Below are 16816 nucleotides of genomic sequence, written 5' to 3'. Positions count from 1 at the left end.
TCATGAACTTTGAAAACATACTTGTAGCCGAAGAAAACGGCATCGGACAAATTACCATCAACCGCCCGTCAAAATTGAACGCGCTCAATATGGCGACCATTCAGGAATTGCACAACGCATTGGAAAGTTTGGAGGCCAATGAAAACATCAGGACTATCATTATTACCGGTGAAGGCGAAAAAGCATTCGTGGCCGGCGCTGACATTTCGGAATTTGCTAATTTTTCGGTAGAAGAAGGTGCACAGCTGGCCGCTCAGGGACAGGAATTGTTATTTGATTTTGTAGAAAATTTAAAAACGCCGACTATAGCAGCCGTAAACGGTTTTGCCTTAGGTGGCGGATTGGAACTGGCCATGGCCTGTCATTTCAGAATTGCCTCCGATAATGCCAAAATGGGATTACCCGAAGTATCCTTAGGCGTAATTCCGGGTTATGGCGGAACACAACGTTTACCGCAACTCATAGGCAAGGGTCGCGCTATGGAAATGATCATGACTGCCGGAATGATTAGTGCCGAAGATGCTTTCCGTGTCGGATTAGTGAATCACGTGGTGCCTCAAGCCGAACTTTTATCGTTTACCAAATCATTGGCCCAACGCATTATGAAAAACTCCCCTATGGCCATAAGCAAGGCTATAAAAGCCGTAAATGCTAATTTCAAAGAAGGGGTAAACGGCTATGAAACCGAAATCAGAAACTTTGGTAAATGCTTCGGCACCGAAGATTTTAAAGAGGGGACTACTGCCTTTTTAGAAAAAAGAAAAGCAGAATTCACAGGAAAATAATTAGTTTTGGTCACAGTTTACAATCTTATTAAAAACTGTAAACTGTGGCTGCCAACTGAATTCTAACACTCTCCATCCCATTCGGCATAAAACTGCGACAGGAAATTTTCCATGTAACGGTGGCGTGCTGTTGCGATAGTTTTGCCCGTTTCGGTATTCATTTTGTCTTTTAAGAGCAACAGTTTTTCGTAGAAATGATTGATGGTAGGCGATTCGGATTTTTTATATTCCTCCTTGCTCATAGTTAAATTAGGTTGAATGGCCGGATCGTAAATCACCCTGTTTTTGAATCCTCCGTAGTTAAAGCAACGTGCAATTCCGATAGCACCAATAGCATCGAGTCGGTCAGCATCCTGCACAATTTGAAGTTCTTTTGAACTGAATTTTTTTTCAAAATTTCCGCCTTTGAATGAAATATGGTCAATAATGTTGATGACATGCGCAATTATTTCTTCGGCTACCCCTTCTTTTTCCAGAAAATCACGAGCTATTTTAGGTCCAACCGTTTCATCGCCATCGTGAAATTTACTGTCGGCTATATCATGAAGTAAAGCCCCTAATTTCACGACAGTTAAATCACAGGTTTCTTCCTGAGCAATCAGTAGGGCATTTTTATACACGCGTTCAATATGAAACCAATCGTGTCCTCCTTCGGCATTTTCGAGCTGTTGTTTTACAAAACGTATGGTATTATCAATTACTGACATAAAATTTCGGAATAAAAAATCCTTTCTGTGGGAAAGGATTGGGTTTGTTATTTTATCATGGCGGGTTGTACCCAGGAAAATATTTTCTCTTCGCCCGGAGTTACCATACGCTCCGCAATTCGGGTCATTCGCGCCGGTAATTTCAATAAATAATCACGGGCTTTTTCGGCCTCATCGGTCAAATTTGACAATTTATCAATTTCCCATTTTATGTTTAATTTTTCCAAAATATCAACATAATCCATGGCTGTATAAACGCCGATGCGTTGGGCTGATTCTGAGAATTTTTCAAAAGCTGCCCCGATACTTTCTCCCGATTCGCGAATTAAATTGGCCGGCATGGTGATTTTTTTCTTCATCATGTATTCAAAAGCCAACAACATCTCGCTGGGATCAATTTTAAAAATACGGTTTACGAATTCGCTGTAAGCCAAATGGTGACGCATTTCGTCACCGGCTATGATTTTACAGATTTTAGACAATTTATTATCTCCGTATTTCTTTGCCAATTGTGCCACGCGGTTGTGCGATACATAAGTAGCCAATTCCTGAAAACTGGTAAATACAAAGTTTTTATAAGGATCTCTTCCGGTTCCGGGATCAAAGCCGTCATTGATTAAATACTGAGTCGTAATTTCTACCTCGCGCATGTTCACGCGTCCTGACAGGTATAGGTATTTGTTGAGTAAGTCACCATGGCGGTTTTCTTCACCTGTCCAATGACGTAACCATTTGGCCCAGCCATTATCACCACCCGCGGTTTTTTGATTTACTCCCTCAACATCCATCAACCAGGTTTCATAGGTAGGCAATGCTTCTTCGGTAATGGTGTCACCCACTAAAACCACCCAAAAATCATACGGCAATTCTTTGGCCAATTCACGCAATTCTTTTACATTTTCTAAAAAATCATCGTTTTCAGAATTAGGAAGCAAATCGGTAGGTTGCCAAATTTTTTCGACCGGAATTAAAAATTCATCTACAAAGCTGTCGATGTCTTTTTCCAGAAATTGCATGACTTCAAGTCTTATATTTTTTTGAGGCATTATTTAATTTTTTATTGATTGTTTGACCGCTTGCTCCGTTTTTTCCATTAACTCTTCAAATGAAAAAGCTGAAACAGCCATAGGCTCATGGATAATAAACTGCAAATGGTTTCCTAATCCCATGGGAAAGGCTCCAAATTTAACCATTTTCCACGAATTATTAATGGTAATGGGTACAACATAAGCAGATGGCGCGTATTTACATAAGATTTTTAGTCCGCTTTGCGCGAATTCTTTAGGTTTTCCGTTTTTGCTTCTGGTTCCTTCCGGGAAAATTACTGCGGAACGTTTGTACTTTTCAATGTATTCCGACAATCCTTTGATGACCGGAATGGCCTGTTTAGGATCTTTACGGTCAATCAAAACCGATCCGCCATGCCTTAAATTGTAGGAAACGCTCGGAATGCCTTTTCCCAGTTCTTTTTTGCTGACAAATTTGGCATGGTGCTTTCGCAAATACCATATGATTCCGATAATGTCGTACATACTTTGATGATTGGCCACAAAAATCACAGGGACATTTTGAGGAATTCGTTCTCTGTTTTCAAACGTATACGTGGTTCCCAAAAGATTAGTGCATTTGGTTAAAAAGAAGTTCAGATAGTCAACGCTTTTTTTGTGTGCCTGATACCCAAAAACATTCAAACAAACCCATTGAATAGGATGAAAAATGACTAATGTCAACCCAAAACACAGGTAGTATATTACCGAAAGGGGATACGAAATAAGTTTTTCCATAATGTGAAAATTGAGGACAAAAATAGGCAAAAATCGAGGGACGTGACTCAAAAATCATATCAAAATTTAACGAAACATATACTTTTTGCTCACTTATTTTACCTGTGAATCAGCTTATCTTTAAATTCGCGGAATTAGTTTTCCGACCTTTAAAATAATTTGTTCAAAACTCCTCTGTTTTGTATCCTGTTCCATCAAAAAAAGCATTATTTTTATGCCACTAAATTTTTAAAAAATGAGTTCAGAAAAAGAAGCAAAATTAAAAGCATTACAACTTACCCTTGATAAATTAGACAAAGCTTACGGCAAAGGAACCGTGATGAAAATGGGCGATAAAGCGGTAGAAGAAGTAGAAGTGATTCCGTCAGGATCCTTGGGATTGGATTTGGCTTTGGGCGTAAACGGTTATCCTAAAGGAAGAATTATAGAAATATACGGACCTGAATCTTCGGGTAAAACAACCCTAACCCTACATGCTATTGCTGAAGCTCAAAAAGCGGGTGGTATTGCTGCATTTATTGATGCTGAACATGCCTTTGACAGACATTATGCTGAAAAGTTGGGCGTTGATGTAGAAAACCTGATCATCTCTCAACCGGATAACGGAGAGCAAGCATTGGAAATTGCCGAAAACCTGATTCGTTCCGGGGCTATTGACATTGTAGTGGTTGACTCGGTTGCTGCTTTAACCCCGAAAAGTGAGATTGAAGGTGAAATGGGAGATTCCAAAATGGGATTGCACGCCCGTTTGATGTCACAAGCCTTGAGAAAATTAACCGGAACCATCAGCAAAACCAACTGTACGGTTTTCTTTATCAACCAATTGAGAGAAAAAATAGGTGTCATGTTTGGCAATCCCGAAACGACCACCGGAGGGAATGCTTTGAAATTTTACGCTTCAGTTCGTTTAGATATTCGCCGTTCTTCTCAAATTAAAGACGGAGAAAACGTAATAGGGAACCGAACCAAAGTAAAAGTAATCAAAAACAAAGTAGCACCTCCTTTCAAAACTGCTGAGTTTGACATCATGTATGGTGAGGGTGTTTCAAAAACCGGAGAAATTCTGGACTTGGCCGTAGAATTTGAAATCATCAAAAAAGCAGGTTCTTGGTTCAGTTATGGCGACACCAAATTAGGACAAGGAAGAGATGCTGTCAAAGTTCTGATAAAAGACAACCCGGAATTAGCCGATGAATTGGAACAAAAAATCAAAGATTACATCAAAGAGAACAATGCCTAATACCAGAAACCCGAAAATTTTCGGGTTTTTTTATTACCTTAACGCAACCATTTGTTTGAAAAAACATCTAATCACAAAATTGATTGACATCATGAAACGAATCATTTCACTTATAGCCCTGTTTTTTATTTTTAATTCCTGTTCAACTGATAACGGAGACAGTTATTTGTTTGAATTACTGCCTGTAACCAGTGTTGACATGCCTGCTGAATTTACCGTTGGAGGCACCTACCAGATTACAATGCATTACAAACGACCAACGTCCTGTCATTTTTTTAACGGAATCTATTACGATAAAAAAGTTGATCCGGAAACTTCCAAAAACATAAGAACCATAGCGATAGAAAATGCCGTGGCGCAAAAAAGCGGTTGCCAAACGCTTACAAACAATGAAGTAGAGTATTCGTTTAATTTTCAGGCCACCAGCACCAATCCTTATATTTTTAAGTTCTGGAAAGGAAAAGATGCCGACGGAAATAATGTCTTTTTAGAAGTTGAAGTGCCTGTAAATTAACCCCCAACAATTTTTGCAAATTGGATTTAAAACAACTCATAAATGATTGCAAAAACAACAATAGGAAAGCACAAGAACAGTTATACAAATTATATTCTTCAAAACTGTTTGCTGTTTGCCTAAAATATTCGCGCAGTTACAGTGAGGCTCAAGACAATTTGCAGGATGGCTTTTTGATCATCTTTAATAAAATAGAACAATTTTCATTTAAAGGTTCGTTTGATGGTTGGTTAAAACGAATTATGATTAACCATGTTTTACAGCAATACCGAAACCAAACCTTTCTGAGCTTAGTAAATGAAGATGTAGCAGATGATTGCGAAATTGATTTAGACGACGACAACATTTCTTTGGATTATCTGCTTAAAATAATTCAGGAGTTGCCCGACAGGTACAGGCTGGTGTTCAATCTGTACGTTTTAGACGGGTATTCACACCAGGAAATTGCCGAGATGCTATCCATTAATATCGGAACTTCAAAATCAAATTTGGCTCGTGCCCGTATGATTTTAAAGGCAAAAATAGAACAACAAAAAAACGAAATAAACAAAACTTTTCCTTCTGCAAGATGAGTGAAAGAAAAAACATAGACCGACTGTTTCAGGAAAAATTCAAAGACTTCGAGGCTAATCCCGCCGATGAAGTTTGGGAAAATATTGAAGCAAAGTTAAATGAAAAGAAGAAAAGAAGAATCATCCCTTTTTGGTGGAAATCATCAGGAGTGGCGGCATTGTTTGTACTGGGATTTTTATTGACGAAATCGGTCTATTCTCCAAATAATCAAACAAAGGATGCTGTTGTTGGTACGAATGCTGTACCGGCGGCATCAGAAGCCTCAACGCCAAAAGTTATAGAAAACCGCACAACTATAAAACAACCGGGTCCCACTTCTTCTGAAGCAATAGTAAACAATAGTTCATCTGCTCCTGAAAAGAGTGAGACTTCTTCAGACAAGGTTATTACTATCCCAAAAAACAATTCAAAAACTATTGTAACTCACTTTCAAAAAGCTTTAGTTGAAAATAACTCTGACCAAATTCATTCTTCGAAAAAGAAACGTCAAAACCGAAATTCAGACGCTTTAGTGCCGGAAACTATTGTGGAAAAAACTTCCGAAAAAATATCGCAATCTGAAGAAAACAATAGCGTGGCTTTAGCAGAAAAAGAACATACTGAACCCAAATTTACCCCAAATAACTCAAACAATGTAACGGCATTAACCGGTGAAAAACCACTAAATCTTGATAGTTTAAAAGAAGCTATCACATCAAACTCAAAAATTGTAACACCCGAAAAGAAAGTTAACGACACCGTCAAAATTGCCGGGGTTGCTACGAATGAGTTGGAAGAATTGCTTAATGAAAAAGAAAGCAAAGAAAAACAGCTACCCAAAGAAAACAGATGGCAAATTACCTCAAATGTTGCTCCTGTTTTCTTAGGTTCTGTTGGAAACGGCTCTCCGATTGGTTCTGAGTTTGAAAATAATTCAAAAGAGTACAACACCAGTTTCAGCATGGGAGTTGGGGTGAGTTATGCCGTCAACACTAAATTATCGGTACGAACCGGTATCAACAAAATGAGTGTAGATTACAACACCAATAATATTGCCTTTTTTGTAGCTATCGATGATCAGGGAATGAATAACATTAGTCCCACTTTAGGCGGAAAAACCATTCATGTCGAAGATGCCGAGACACCTGTTGACAATTTGCTCCCGTTTGAAAATAATTTTGTGCAAAGAAATGAAGGCTATATGAATCAAAAAATGGGCTACTACGAAGTGCCCGTTGAGTTAACCTATGCACTGATCAACAACCGTTTCGGTGTAAAAGTAATAGGCGGCGTCAGCACTTTTTTCCTGAATGAGAACAAAATTTCACTCGTTTCAGAAAACATGAGTACCGAATTGGGAAAAGCCAACAACCTGAACGATGTGCATTTCAGCACCAATTTGGGATTAGGTATAAAATACGGTTTTCTGAAATCTTTTGAATTCAACGTAGAGCCCACCGTTAAATACCAATTGAATACTTTTACTAAAAACGCCGGTAATTTCAAACCATACTTCTTTGGAATCTACAGTGGCATTAGCTATAAATTTTAATTTATGATTGTTTAAAATTAGTTAAGTGGTGTTATTGCTTTAGGGTAATAACAGAAAAGAGTTCCGAATTATGGAACTCTTTTTTTATGCGTTGTATTCTTGCAGTTGTTTTAAAATTACCTGACGAACATCCTCTTTTAGAGTTTTTCTGTATTCCGGTTTTTGGTTTTTGGTTTCAAAAAAACGATGGATTTTGACGCGCATTATTCCGGGACTTCCACTGAAAAATGTATACGAAAACCTTTTTTTATTGTCGGCAAAACTCATAGGAACAATAGGAATCTGATGTTCTACCGCCAAGCGAAACGCACCGTCTTTGAATTCATCCAACAGTATCGATTCATCATCGGGAACACCGCCTTCGGGAAAAATACAAATGCTTAATCCCTGATTTAATCTTTTTTGAGCTCTTTCAAAAACGGCCATACGGCTCTTTGAACTTTTTCTGTCCACTAAAATACACGTACGTTTATAGAAAAATCCGAACAACGGAATTTTTGCCAACTCTTTTTTGCCCACAAATACGAATGGATTTTTTACAATCGAAAGCATCAGCATAACATCGGTCATCGAAGTGTGATTGGACACAAACATATAGCTTTTGCCTTCGATAATTTTCTCTTCGGATTCTAAAACCACTCTGAATCCCATGCCAAACAAAATGATTTTGGCCCAAATTCGTGCCATGATAAAAAAGTAAGGATACCATTTTTCAGAAAGAATCGAAATGAATAAAAACGGAAACATCACGATTATCGGAATCGCCATCAAAATGTAAAACCAAATGCGATAAAAAATCCAAAAAACAATTTTCAGTGCTTTCATATGGTCAAATGTAATGAAAGGTATGCAGTTTTTAATACAAAGCCTTAACTTTGCAGTCAGAAAATAGTTGAAAATGCCAAAAATACTAACCGGAATTCAAAGCACAGGCACGCCCCATTTAGGAAATTTATTGGGTGCTATTTTGCCTGCCATCGAAATGTCAAAAAATCCAGCTAACGAATCATTTCTTTTCATAGCTGATTTGCATTCTGTTACACAAATCAAAAACGGAAACGAACTTCGTCAAAACACTTACAGTACAGCCTCGGTGTGGCTCGCTTGCGGATTGGATGTCGACAAAGTGATTTTTTACCGTCAGAGCGATGTACCCCAAACAGCTGAATTGTCCTGGTATTTGAGTTGCTTTTTCCCGTTTCAACGTTTGACATTGGCACATTCCTTTAAGGACAAAGCCGACCGCTTGGAAGATGTAAACGCCGGATTGTTTTCTTACCCTATGCTAATGGCAGCCGATATATTGCTGTACGATGCACAATTTGTTCCGGTAGGAAAAGATCAGATGCAACACATCGAAATTACTCGTGACGTAGCCTCGCGTTTCAATCATCAGATGGGAGAAACCTTTGTACTTCCTGAAGGAAAAGTGCACGAAGAAACCATGTATGTTCCGGGAACCGACGGTTTTAAAATGAGTAAATCAAGAGGAAATATCATCAACATCTTTTTAGAAGATAAAGCTTTGCGCAAGCAAATCATGAGTATTGAAACCGACAGTACTCCGCTGGAAGAACCTAAAAATCCGGATACCTGCAAAATATTTGGTTTGTATAAGTTAATTGCCAATGCTGAGCAAACAGCCGAGATGCGTACTAAATATGCTAATGTTAACCGTGATTTTGGTTATGGCCATGCCAAACAAGCGTTATTTGAACTGATTACCGAACGATTCAAAACTGAAAGAGAAAAATACAATTACTACATGAGTCATCAGGATGAAGTGAATGCTTTATTAAAACAAGGAGCAGCAAAAGCCGGAAATATAGCCGATACCGTATTAAAAAGAGTGAGAGAAAAATTGGGATTTGAATAAAATTTCTACATTTGATAAAAATCTCTTTTTTTATGAAAAAAACCGTTTTACTGCTTGTACTGTTTTTGAGCGCTTTTAACACCTTTGCTCAGGAAATAAAATATACGGAAGATAAGAACCTCGAGCTGGGTAAATTTTTAGCGAAGATTCACGCTACTAACTCGTTCGGATTCAAAAACCATTTGATAAAGACCTATGTAGTTAATAACGATTTGGGATATACCAAAGACGATTTACCGGGAGCCAAACAATTTTTATACATTTCCGACAGCGAGTTGGGCAAAGAAATTACTACCAAACTATACAAAACAGATGGCTTATTGAATATTGAAGTAATAGATGTTGCTGAAGTTCCGGGAGGATTTGAGGTGAAAATAGCTCAGGGTCCGAATGATGACAAAACAGATGAAATATTCATCCTCAAAACAGCTAAAAAAGAATAATCTCTAACAAATGAGAACTTGATGAAGGCAAAAAACAAAATCGTTTTTTGCCTTTTTTAATTGATTCGAAGAATGCCGTCTTTCAATGAAACGGATGCATCTTCTCTGAGCACATAATCAGTCTCTAAAATTTCTTTGGTTTCCGGGAGCAATTCACTGAATCGGTATTCAATCACCGAGTGATTTCTGATGAAGAGATGCTTACTCTTAGTTTGAAATGTTGCCAACTGTTTCCCCAGATAAAAATTAAAAACAGCGTTGACATCGGATGGCCTTTTATTGACTTCTATAGTTTTTCCCGATTTGATATAGTATGCCGCTTTGGGAAGTTTTATCGTGTCATAAACCATCGCATTTTCCAGCAAGATCATATCGCAATTGGTGTGGTTACTGATTTTTACTGTGGAGTTGCTTTCGCCCTGAGGCATGCTTTGGTAAAATGTTTCAAACGGATTTTCACCTGTTTTTATGTCATTAATCCTTGTTAACTGTTTGATTTCCTCTTTTTTATAATCGGATAAAAAAACGAAAAAACTGTCAATTTGAAATTTCATCCGAGTATAGTAAGGGTCGATTGAAGGTGGTTCCGCATTGTACTCTTCCGTTGACGCATCATAATCATAGTCAACCGTCCTGTTTTGAAACGGATGGAATGCATTAAAAAAGATGACTCCTCTGATGAGCACAAACACCAAAACCACCGCAAGAATCAGGTAATTGCGATTTCTTTTAGAGATAGCCGGAGTGGGTATTATCTCTGATGAATAATTGTTCTCCCTGATTAATTCAGCCAGTTCATCATCATCTGCTTTAAAATTATTGACTGCAATAAATGATTTACCGGCCAATTCGGAACTTGGATTCTGTTGATACATCTTGCTGATGAGTGTCAGCATACTTTTAAGCTGTTCTTCGATATCCTGATTTTTGATGTAATTCAGGAACACGTAAAAATCGCCTTCCTTTACAAACAATATCTTTGAAAAATCACTGTAGGGCGGAGACAAAGCAATGCGGGCTAATTCTAACTTATGGGAAGCCAACTGCCGGATTTCCGCCAGTTGCTCCTCGGAAAGTGCAGGTTTGGTTTCGAAAAAAGCAGCAATCTCCCTGAAATTATTGGCGGCTATATATTGGTTGAAATTGATGTCCATGCTGTAACGTAGTATAAAAACAAATGTAAATTATAATTCTATTGTAAATTAAATCGCTTCAAATAATTTGCCCGGCAAAGGTCTAATGACGCCTTTAAGCTCCATATTTAAGAGGATAGAGGAAATTTTAAAAATCGGGAAATCGCATTCCAAAGCCACTACATCGAGCAGTTGCTTGCCACTTTTCTGAAGGTAATCATAGATTTTCTGTTCTTCATAATCCAACGAAACAAACAACTGCTTTTGAACTGCTTTTGTGGTTGTCTGATTCAGTTCCCAATTTAAACTGTATACCAAATCTGCCGCCGAAGTCAGTACATTGGCACGTTGGGTTTTGATTAAATCATTGCAGCCCTGACTGTATTTGTCTGAAATCCTACCCGGTACGGCAAACACATCTCTATTGTAATCGTTGGCCATATTTGCCGTTATTAACGAACCTCCTTTTTCGGCGCTTTCAATTACTATGGTGGCTTCGCTCATCCCGGCAACAATGCGGTTTCGGCGAACAAAGTTTTCCTTATCCGGATTAGAAGTACTCCAAAATTCAGTTATAAAACCACCGTTTTGTTCTATTTTGGCTACGTATCTTTTATGAGATTTGGGGTAAATTTGATTCAACCCATGCGCCAAAACACCTATCGTTTGCAAATCATTTTCAAGGGCAGCCTGATGGGCAACAATATCAACACCGTAAGCAAATCCACTAACAATAACCGGATTGAAAATGGCTAAATCTTCGATGAGTTTTTTACAGAATTCGGCTCCATAAGACGTAATCTGTCTGGTTCCTACTATGCTCAGCATTTTGCGATTTTCAAAGTTTACCGCACCCGAAGCAAAAATCAAAACGGGTCCGTCTACACAGTGTTTCAGCCTCTCCGGATAATTCTCATTTTGGTAATAAAAAACGGTGATGTTGTTCTTCTCCAAAAAATCCAATTCGAGTTCCGCATTTTCAAAAACGACTTTGTTTTTTAAGTTTCTTACCAAAACTTCACCAACCCCGTCAATTCCTTTGAGTTGTGAAGCTTTAGACGCAAAAACACTTTCTGCTGAACCACAGTGATTTATCAGTTTTTTGGCTACAATATCGCCAACGCCTTCTACCCGCAACAGTGCCAATATGTAAAAAAGTTCTGCTTTATTCATATCACTAAAGTACTACAAAATATTTTATTTTAGTCTAGGATTGTTAATAAAAATTGTGAATAATTTTTTGATACTACTATTGTTTCTCTAAATTTGTTAACATGAAGATTGAACCTTACATATCCCAATTATTATATCGTTATCAATGTGTTACCGTTCCCGGATTTGGTGCTTTTTTGACCGAATTCCAATCGGCGCAGCTGGATGAAAATGCTCATTCGTTTTATCCTCCTAAAAAATTGATTTCTTTCAATCCTTTCATCAAAAACAACGACGGATTATTAGCCAATCATTTGGCGCAGGCCGAAAAAATCACCTACGAAGTAGCGGTAAGTGTCATTCAGAATGAAGTATCAAACTGGAAAACTAAAATTCAGGAATTTGGTCATTTCACGGTAAAAAACATCGGTGAATTCCGTTTGAATGCCGAAAAAAATATAGTATTCGTCCCGGCGGATCAAATTAACTATCTGAAAGAATCTTTTGGATTGAGTTCCTTTATTTCACCGGTCGTAAAACGAGAGGTATACAAAGAAGAAGTTGAAATTGTTGAAGAAACTGCTCCAATTCTTTTCACTCCTGAAAAAAGAAAAAGCAACAAAGCACTGAGATATGCTGCTATTGTCACCGTTTCATTAGGTTTAACAACTGCATTGGGATATAAATTATACGACAACTATCTGAAACAAATCGAACAGGAAACCCTGCTTGTACAATCGAATGTTCAGAAAAAAATAAACCAAAAAATACAGGAAGCTACCTTTTTTATTGAAAATCCGCTACCGGCAGTAACACTGACTGTTCCTAGTGAAAAGATGCCTTATCATGTGGTTGCAGGGGCTTTCCGTTTGGAATCGAATGCGGAGAAAGCTTATCAATCTTTACTGAAATTAGGCTTTAAAGCCAAACGATTACCCGCCAACAAACACGGCTTGTATCCGGTGCTTTACGGAAGTTATCCTTCCTACTCAGAGGCCCGAGAAACCATGAAAAGCATTCAAAAGCTGGACAATAAAGATGCTTGGCTGCTGATAGAAGAATTATAAAATTATCCCGAGAAATCGGGATTTTTTATTTTCAGTAATTACCTTTGCTAAAAACTTCACATGACTCCAAAACATCCTTCCGAATCGTTGACTATTTTGACTGATTTAGTTTTACCAAGTGAAACCAACCCGCTGAACAACCTTTTTGGTGGTGAATTACTAGCCCGCATGGACAGAGCAGCAAGTATTGCAGCCAGAAGACATTCGCGCAGAATCACGGTTACGGCTTCAGTGAATCACGTGGCTTTTAATCGTTCCATTCCATTAGGAAGTGTAGTAACCGTTGAAGCCAAAGTTTCCCGGGCCTTTAATTCGTCTATGGAAATCTTTTTAGATGTTTGGATTGAAGATCGGGAATCAGGCATCAGAACCAAAGCGAACGAAGCCATTTATACTTTTGTTGCCGTTAATGAAACCGGACATCCGGTAAGTGTTCCTGCTATAATTCCGGAAACCGAACTGGAAAAAGAACGTTACGATGCCGCACTAAGAAGAAAGCAATTGAGTTTGGTACTGGCCGGAAAAATGAATCCGCACGATGCCACCGAGTTGAAAGCCTTATTTTTATAACATAAAAAAAGCCCCGAAATTCGGGGCTTTTTTATTACATATTATACAACCACGAAGCCGGATTGTTGTATGTCGTATTTTGTAAAATCAGGAACTTAAGAACTGTTTTGCCGGTATCTCCGTTGGTTCTGATTTTACCCAAAATTTCTTTGGTTGACACCTTATCGCCTATGCTTACATTAACACTGCTCAGGTTTTGGTACACAGTGAAAAAATCTCCGTGTTGGATAAAGACCGCTATGTTTAAAGGAGAAAGTTTAATTACTTTGGTCACTTCGCCACCAAAAACAGCTCTCGCCGAAGCACCATTTTCTGTAGTAATTTCAACGCCACTGTTGTGAACCGTTAACGTTTTGTAAATTGGGTGCGGTTGATCTCCGTAAGGCAACGTCACGACTCCTTTTTCTACCGGCCATGGGAGTTTTCCTTTATTGGCTCTGAAATTATTAGCTATTAGCTGACCTTCGGGTGTTAGGACAATTTTAGCCGAAGTCTCAACTGCCTTAGTTGACTCTGCGGTAGTCGTTTTTGGGTTGGCTTTGGCCTTGGCAGCTGCTGTTCGTTTGTTGGCCGCGGCAATGGCTTCCCGGATTAATTTTTGAATCTGTGCGTCAATCTTCTTGGTTTCCTGTTGTTTTTTCTTGATTTCAGCTACAATTTTTCCTTTCTCTTTCTTGATTTGATTAGCTATTTTTTCCTGTTCCTGTTTCTCCTTTTCAAGATCTTGTTTTTCTTTTTCGTTTTCAGCTATCAATTTTTCTTTGTCCGATTTTTGAGCCCCAATTTTATTGTTGTACTCTTCCAATTGCTTGGTTTTACTCTTTATTTCCTCTCCTTGCATTTTTCGGTAACTCGCATATTGTTTCATATACTGGGCTCTTTTATAGGCCTGAAGAAAATTTTGGGACGACAGCAAAAACATGGCTCTGCTCTGTTCCGATCGGCTTTTGTAGGACTTCAAAATCATTTCGGCATAATCCTTTCTCAATTCATCTAAATCGCGGTTAAGCTGATTAATTTTGAGTTGATTGACGTAAATATCGTTACTCAGCAATTTGGTTTGCTTTTCAGTGGTTTTGATGAGTTTTTCTTTAAGTCCGATTTTTTCTTTTTGAATCATCAATTGAGACACAACCGATTTCTCTTTGCTTTTCATCGATTGCAATAATTCTTCTTTTTCCTGAATTTCCAATTGAATTTTAGCCTTACGCTCCTCCAGTTGTTCCTGCGTCAGCGATTGGCACCACGCTGGTGTTGCTAAGCAAAAAAATAAAAAAAGTAAAATGAATCTCGGCATGGTACGGGTTGTTTTGGCAAATTTACTTAATAAAAATTCGTTCATAATCTCCGGGAACACTGTAAGGAAAAGAAAGATCTTCGTTGAATGTTATGTTGTTATATTCTATTGAAATTTCTGTTTTTTGCGATTTTTGGAAAGCGTTAATCAATAAACTCGCCGGCAAATACGTTGCGGAAACCTCTTGAAAATTGGGATAGTTCACCTCAAAATCTCTTTCGAGCACCGGCTGAACAATTTCTTGCTTTTTCAACAAATAATGTTCTCCTTCAAACAAAAAAGACTTCTCAGTCTGATTGTCAATTGTTTTTAATTTATAAAACCGCTCAACTATAGAGCTGGTATATTTTCCTTTGGTCAAGTCATCAATCGGTTTTCCGAGTAATAGATTTTGCACTTTTTGAAAATCCAAATCAGTGCCCAACCACTTGCTCAACGAGGCATAATCTCCTTCAAAAAAAGTACCGTTGATTTTTTCATAATACTTCACTTCATTGGGCGTTATCAAAGCCTTAGCCATAGTAATTCCCAAAAAACGGATGCTGACCAATATCTTTTCATCCTTTTTTATTTTAATTTCGGCCGAAACGTTTTGCGACTGATTCTCGTCTCGGTACTTGGCACTGGCTCTAATGTATAACGATGAAAAATCGATTTTAGTATTGTAGTGATTTTCTATTATTTTTTCGGCACTCAAAACATCAGCCGCTTTCCCTTCGTTTAAAACCGCTTTTGTTTTACAGGAAACAAGCAAAAGAACCAATAAGGCACACCCTAACTTTTTCATTATTTCTTTTGTTTATTGATTAGCTCGTTGGCTTTGGTAAAATATTTTTCTTTCTTTTTCATATCGCCTAACCCATTGTAGGCTTCGCCCAGTTGGATGTTGAAATTAATTTCGAGGGCGGTATCTTCTATCACAAAGTCTAAACCGGCTTCTAACTGATTGGCCGCTTTTTTGAAATTTTTCAATTGGTTGTTTGCCAAACCGGCATAGTAATAAAACTGAGGCTGTGTCGGGAAAAACTGGATCAACTCTTCCGCTCTTTTTTCCACCGCTTCAAATTGTTGGGTTTCTACGTAGGATTGCAGCAGCAATTGCTGAGTTTCTACATCGTCTTCATTATTTTTTAAATGCATTTCAAAATACTTTGCCGCTTTGGTGAAATTGGTTTTTGCATAATAGAATTTGCCGATTTCTTTGGCCACTTTTATCTCTTTATCATTATCAAAATAAGCGATGGCTTTGTCTAAATCGGGTTCGTATTTTGGATTGTTTTTGGCAAAAATCAGAAACTCATTCAGTATTCTGTGTTTTATTTTTTGATCGATTTTTTTGCTTGGTAATACAATATTCATCGCCTTGACAGCATTATCGCCATCATTATTATTCAAATGAAATTTAAACAAACTCACCTGAGCCCAATCAGACGTTGGAATGGCCTGCTCCAGTTTTTTGGCAATTTCCATGGCTTTTTCTTCCTGATTGCTTTGCGAATACATGTAAATCAAAGCAATATAATTAGATTCGTCTTTGGGGTTTTTCTTGATTTGATTTAAAAGATTGTTCTTTTCTGCCGCCTGGTATTTGGCATCTTTTAAAATATCAGCTTTATACAGTTCCCGTTTGTCTGTTTTCCCGAACTTTTCGTTTAACTCATTGATAAGATCTAAGGCCTTGTCAAATTGTTGGGTATTCATATAAAGTGAGGTTAAATCTTCTTTATAGTCTTCTTTGAATTCCACCAACTTTTCAACTATGGGAATGGCTTTGTTGTAATCGTGTTGTTCGTAACAAACGTCGTACATACCCACCCATGCCCAACGGTTTTTGGGATCCATTTTGGTCACTTTTTCAAAGTTGTCATAAGCCTCTTTGTATTTCTTTTGCGCCAGGTAATTTTTCCCCAATTCAAAATAAACAATGGGATCATCCGGATTGGCTGTTTCACATTTTCGGAGCGATTCTATGGCTTTATCGTAGTTTTCAATCCCTTTTTGTTTTAACGCTTCATAAAAATTATCTTCAAATCCGTTATCCAACACTACTACCTCGTGTGGTTCGGTTTGAGCCAAAACAGCGTTAGGAGTACCAATGGTACCCAACAATAAAAGCCCGTAAATCTGAAGTTTTTTCATTGTAC

The 16816-nt window shown here is 38.0% G+C and carries 18 protein-coding genes; 9 read left to right on the top strand and 9 right to left on the bottom strand.

The window, feature by feature from the left end; all coding sequences use genetic code 11:
* Positions 1-2: 2 nt before the first annotated feature.
* Complete coding sequence (locus EZL74_RS01890) at positions 3-785, top strand: enoyl-CoA hydratase/isomerase family protein (protein ID WP_131474893.1); 783 nt, start codon at positions 3-5, stop codon at positions 783-785.
* A 62-nt stretch (positions 786-847) separates the two neighbouring features.
* On the opposite strand, the gene EZL74_RS01885 is transcribed toward EZL74_RS01890, so the two are convergent.
* From EZL74_RS01885 to EZL74_RS01875, 3 genes are read right to left on the bottom strand one after another with little or no spacing between them, the layout of a single operon-like run.
* Positions 848-1492: an HD domain-containing protein gene (locus tag EZL74_RS01885; protein ID WP_131474892.1), complete on the bottom strand. Its 645-nt coding sequence runs from the start codon at positions 1490-1492 to the stop codon at positions 848-850.
* 47 nt (positions 1493-1539) lie between these two features.
* Entirely contained in the window at positions 1540-2538 is a 999-nt protein-coding gene (locus EZL74_RS01880; RefSeq protein WP_131474891.1) for an acyl-ACP desaturase, read from the bottom strand.
* A 3-nt stretch (positions 2539-2541) separates the two neighbouring features.
* Entirely contained in the window at positions 2542-3276 is a 735-nt protein-coding gene (locus EZL74_RS01875) for a lysophospholipid acyltransferase family protein (RefSeq protein WP_131474890.1), read from the bottom strand.
* Positions 3277-3511: 235 nt separating this feature from the next.
* On the opposite strand from EZL74_RS01875, the gene recA reads away from it, so the two are divergent.
* The 4 genes from recA (at position 3512) to EZL74_RS01855 (ending at position 7134) form a co-directional block, all read left to right on the top strand.
* Positions 3512-4516 (top strand): recombinase RecA, encoded by a 1005-nt coding sequence (recA, locus tag EZL74_RS01870; RefSeq protein ID WP_131474889.1) that lies wholly within the window; start codon positions 3512-3514, stop codon positions 4514-4516.
* A 91-nt stretch (positions 4517-4607) separates the two neighbouring features.
* Positions 4608-5030 (top strand): hypothetical protein, encoded by a 423-nt coding sequence (locus EZL74_RS01865; protein ID WP_131474888.1) that lies wholly within the window; start codon positions 4608-4610, stop codon positions 5028-5030.
* Positions 5031-5050: 20 nt separating this feature from the next.
* Positions 5051-5602 (top strand): RNA polymerase sigma factor, encoded by a 552-nt coding sequence (locus EZL74_RS01860; protein ID WP_131474887.1) that lies wholly within the window; start codon positions 5051-5053, stop codon positions 5600-5602.
* Entirely contained in the window at positions 5599-7134 is a 1536-nt protein-coding gene (locus tag EZL74_RS01855; protein ID WP_131474886.1) for a porin family protein, read from the top strand. Before EZL74_RS01860 ends, EZL74_RS01855 begins: the two co-directional genes overlap by 4 nt.
* An 84-nt stretch (positions 7135-7218) precedes the next feature.
* Here the strand turns inward: EZL74_RS01855 and EZL74_RS01850 are convergent, their stop codons facing one another.
* Positions 7219-7959 carry a lysophospholipid acyltransferase family protein gene (locus EZL74_RS01850; protein ID WP_131474885.1) on the bottom strand — a complete coding sequence of 247 codons (741 nt, stop codon included), beginning with the start codon at positions 7957-7959 and terminating at the stop codon, positions 7219-7221.
* Between the two features lie 73 nt (positions 7960-8032).
* Here EZL74_RS01850 and trpS point away from each other — a divergent pair, with 73 nt between their 5' ends.
* Both trpS and EZL74_RS01840 read left to right on the top strand, forming a co-directional pair.
* The gene (trpS, locus tag EZL74_RS01845) at positions 8033-9010 is read left to right on the top strand and encodes a tryptophan--tRNA ligase (protein WP_131474884.1); all 978 of its coding nucleotides are present in this window, start codon (positions 8033-8035) and stop codon (positions 9008-9010) included.
* Positions 9011-9042: 32 nt separating this feature from the next.
* A complete protein-coding gene (locus EZL74_RS01840) occupies positions 9043-9453 on the top strand; it encodes a hypothetical protein (RefSeq protein WP_131474883.1) in 411 nt (136 codons plus the stop codon).
* Positions 9454-9509: 56 nt separating this feature from the next.
* On the opposite strand, the gene EZL74_RS01835 is transcribed toward EZL74_RS01840, so the two are convergent.
* Together EZL74_RS01835 and dprA are read right to left on the bottom strand one after the other, a co-directional pair.
* On the bottom strand, positions 9510-10607 hold the full coding sequence (locus EZL74_RS01835) for a hypothetical protein (RefSeq protein WP_131474882.1): 1098 nt from the start codon (positions 10605-10607) through the stop codon (positions 9510-9512).
* 48 nt (positions 10608-10655) lie between these two features.
* Positions 10656-11759: a DNA-processing protein DprA gene (gene dprA, locus EZL74_RS01830; RefSeq protein ID WP_131474881.1), complete on the bottom strand. Its 1104-nt coding sequence runs from the start codon at positions 11757-11759 to the stop codon at positions 10656-10658.
* A 101-nt stretch (positions 11760-11860) separates the two neighbouring features.
* Between dprA and EZL74_RS01825 the strand changes: the two genes are divergently transcribed.
* Together EZL74_RS01825 and EZL74_RS01820 are read left to right on the top strand one after the other, a co-directional pair.
* Positions 11861-12805 (top strand): HU domain-containing protein, encoded by a 945-nt coding sequence (locus EZL74_RS01825; RefSeq protein WP_131474880.1) that lies wholly within the window; start codon positions 11861-11863, stop codon positions 12803-12805.
* 60 nt (positions 12806-12865) lie between these two features.
* On the top strand, positions 12866-13375 hold the full coding sequence (locus EZL74_RS01820) for an acyl-CoA thioesterase (RefSeq protein ID WP_131474879.1): 510 nt from the start codon (positions 12866-12868) through the stop codon (positions 13373-13375).
* Between the two features lie 34 nt (positions 13376-13409).
* Here the strand turns inward: EZL74_RS01820 and EZL74_RS01815 are convergent, their stop codons facing one another.
* Genes EZL74_RS01815 through EZL74_RS01805 form a run of 3 tightly spaced genes read right to left on the bottom strand, consistent with a single transcriptional unit; the run spans position 13410 to position 16811 of the window.
* Complete coding sequence (locus tag EZL74_RS01815; RefSeq protein WP_131474878.1) at positions 13410-14672, bottom strand: murein hydrolase activator EnvC family protein; 1263 nt, start codon at positions 14670-14672, stop codon at positions 13410-13412.
* Between the two features lie 22 nt (positions 14673-14694).
* Complete coding sequence (locus EZL74_RS01810) at positions 14695-15459, bottom strand: DUF4292 domain-containing protein (RefSeq protein WP_131474877.1); 765 nt, start codon at positions 15457-15459, stop codon at positions 14695-14697.
* A complete protein-coding gene (locus tag EZL74_RS01805) occupies positions 15459-16811 on the bottom strand; it encodes a tetratricopeptide repeat protein (protein WP_131474876.1) in 1353 nt (450 codons plus the stop codon). Before EZL74_RS01805 ends, EZL74_RS01810 begins: the two co-directional genes overlap by 1 nt.
* Between the last annotated feature and the right edge of the window lie 5 nt (positions 16812-16816).

The organism is Flavobacterium silvisoli, assembly GCF_004329815.1.
Lineage (GTDB): Bacteria > Bacteroidota > Bacteroidia > Flavobacteriales > Flavobacteriaceae > Flavobacterium > Flavobacterium silvisoli.
The sequence above is the reverse complement of the archived record's forward strand: the minus strand, read 5'-3'. Positions and strand labels throughout refer to the sequence as shown.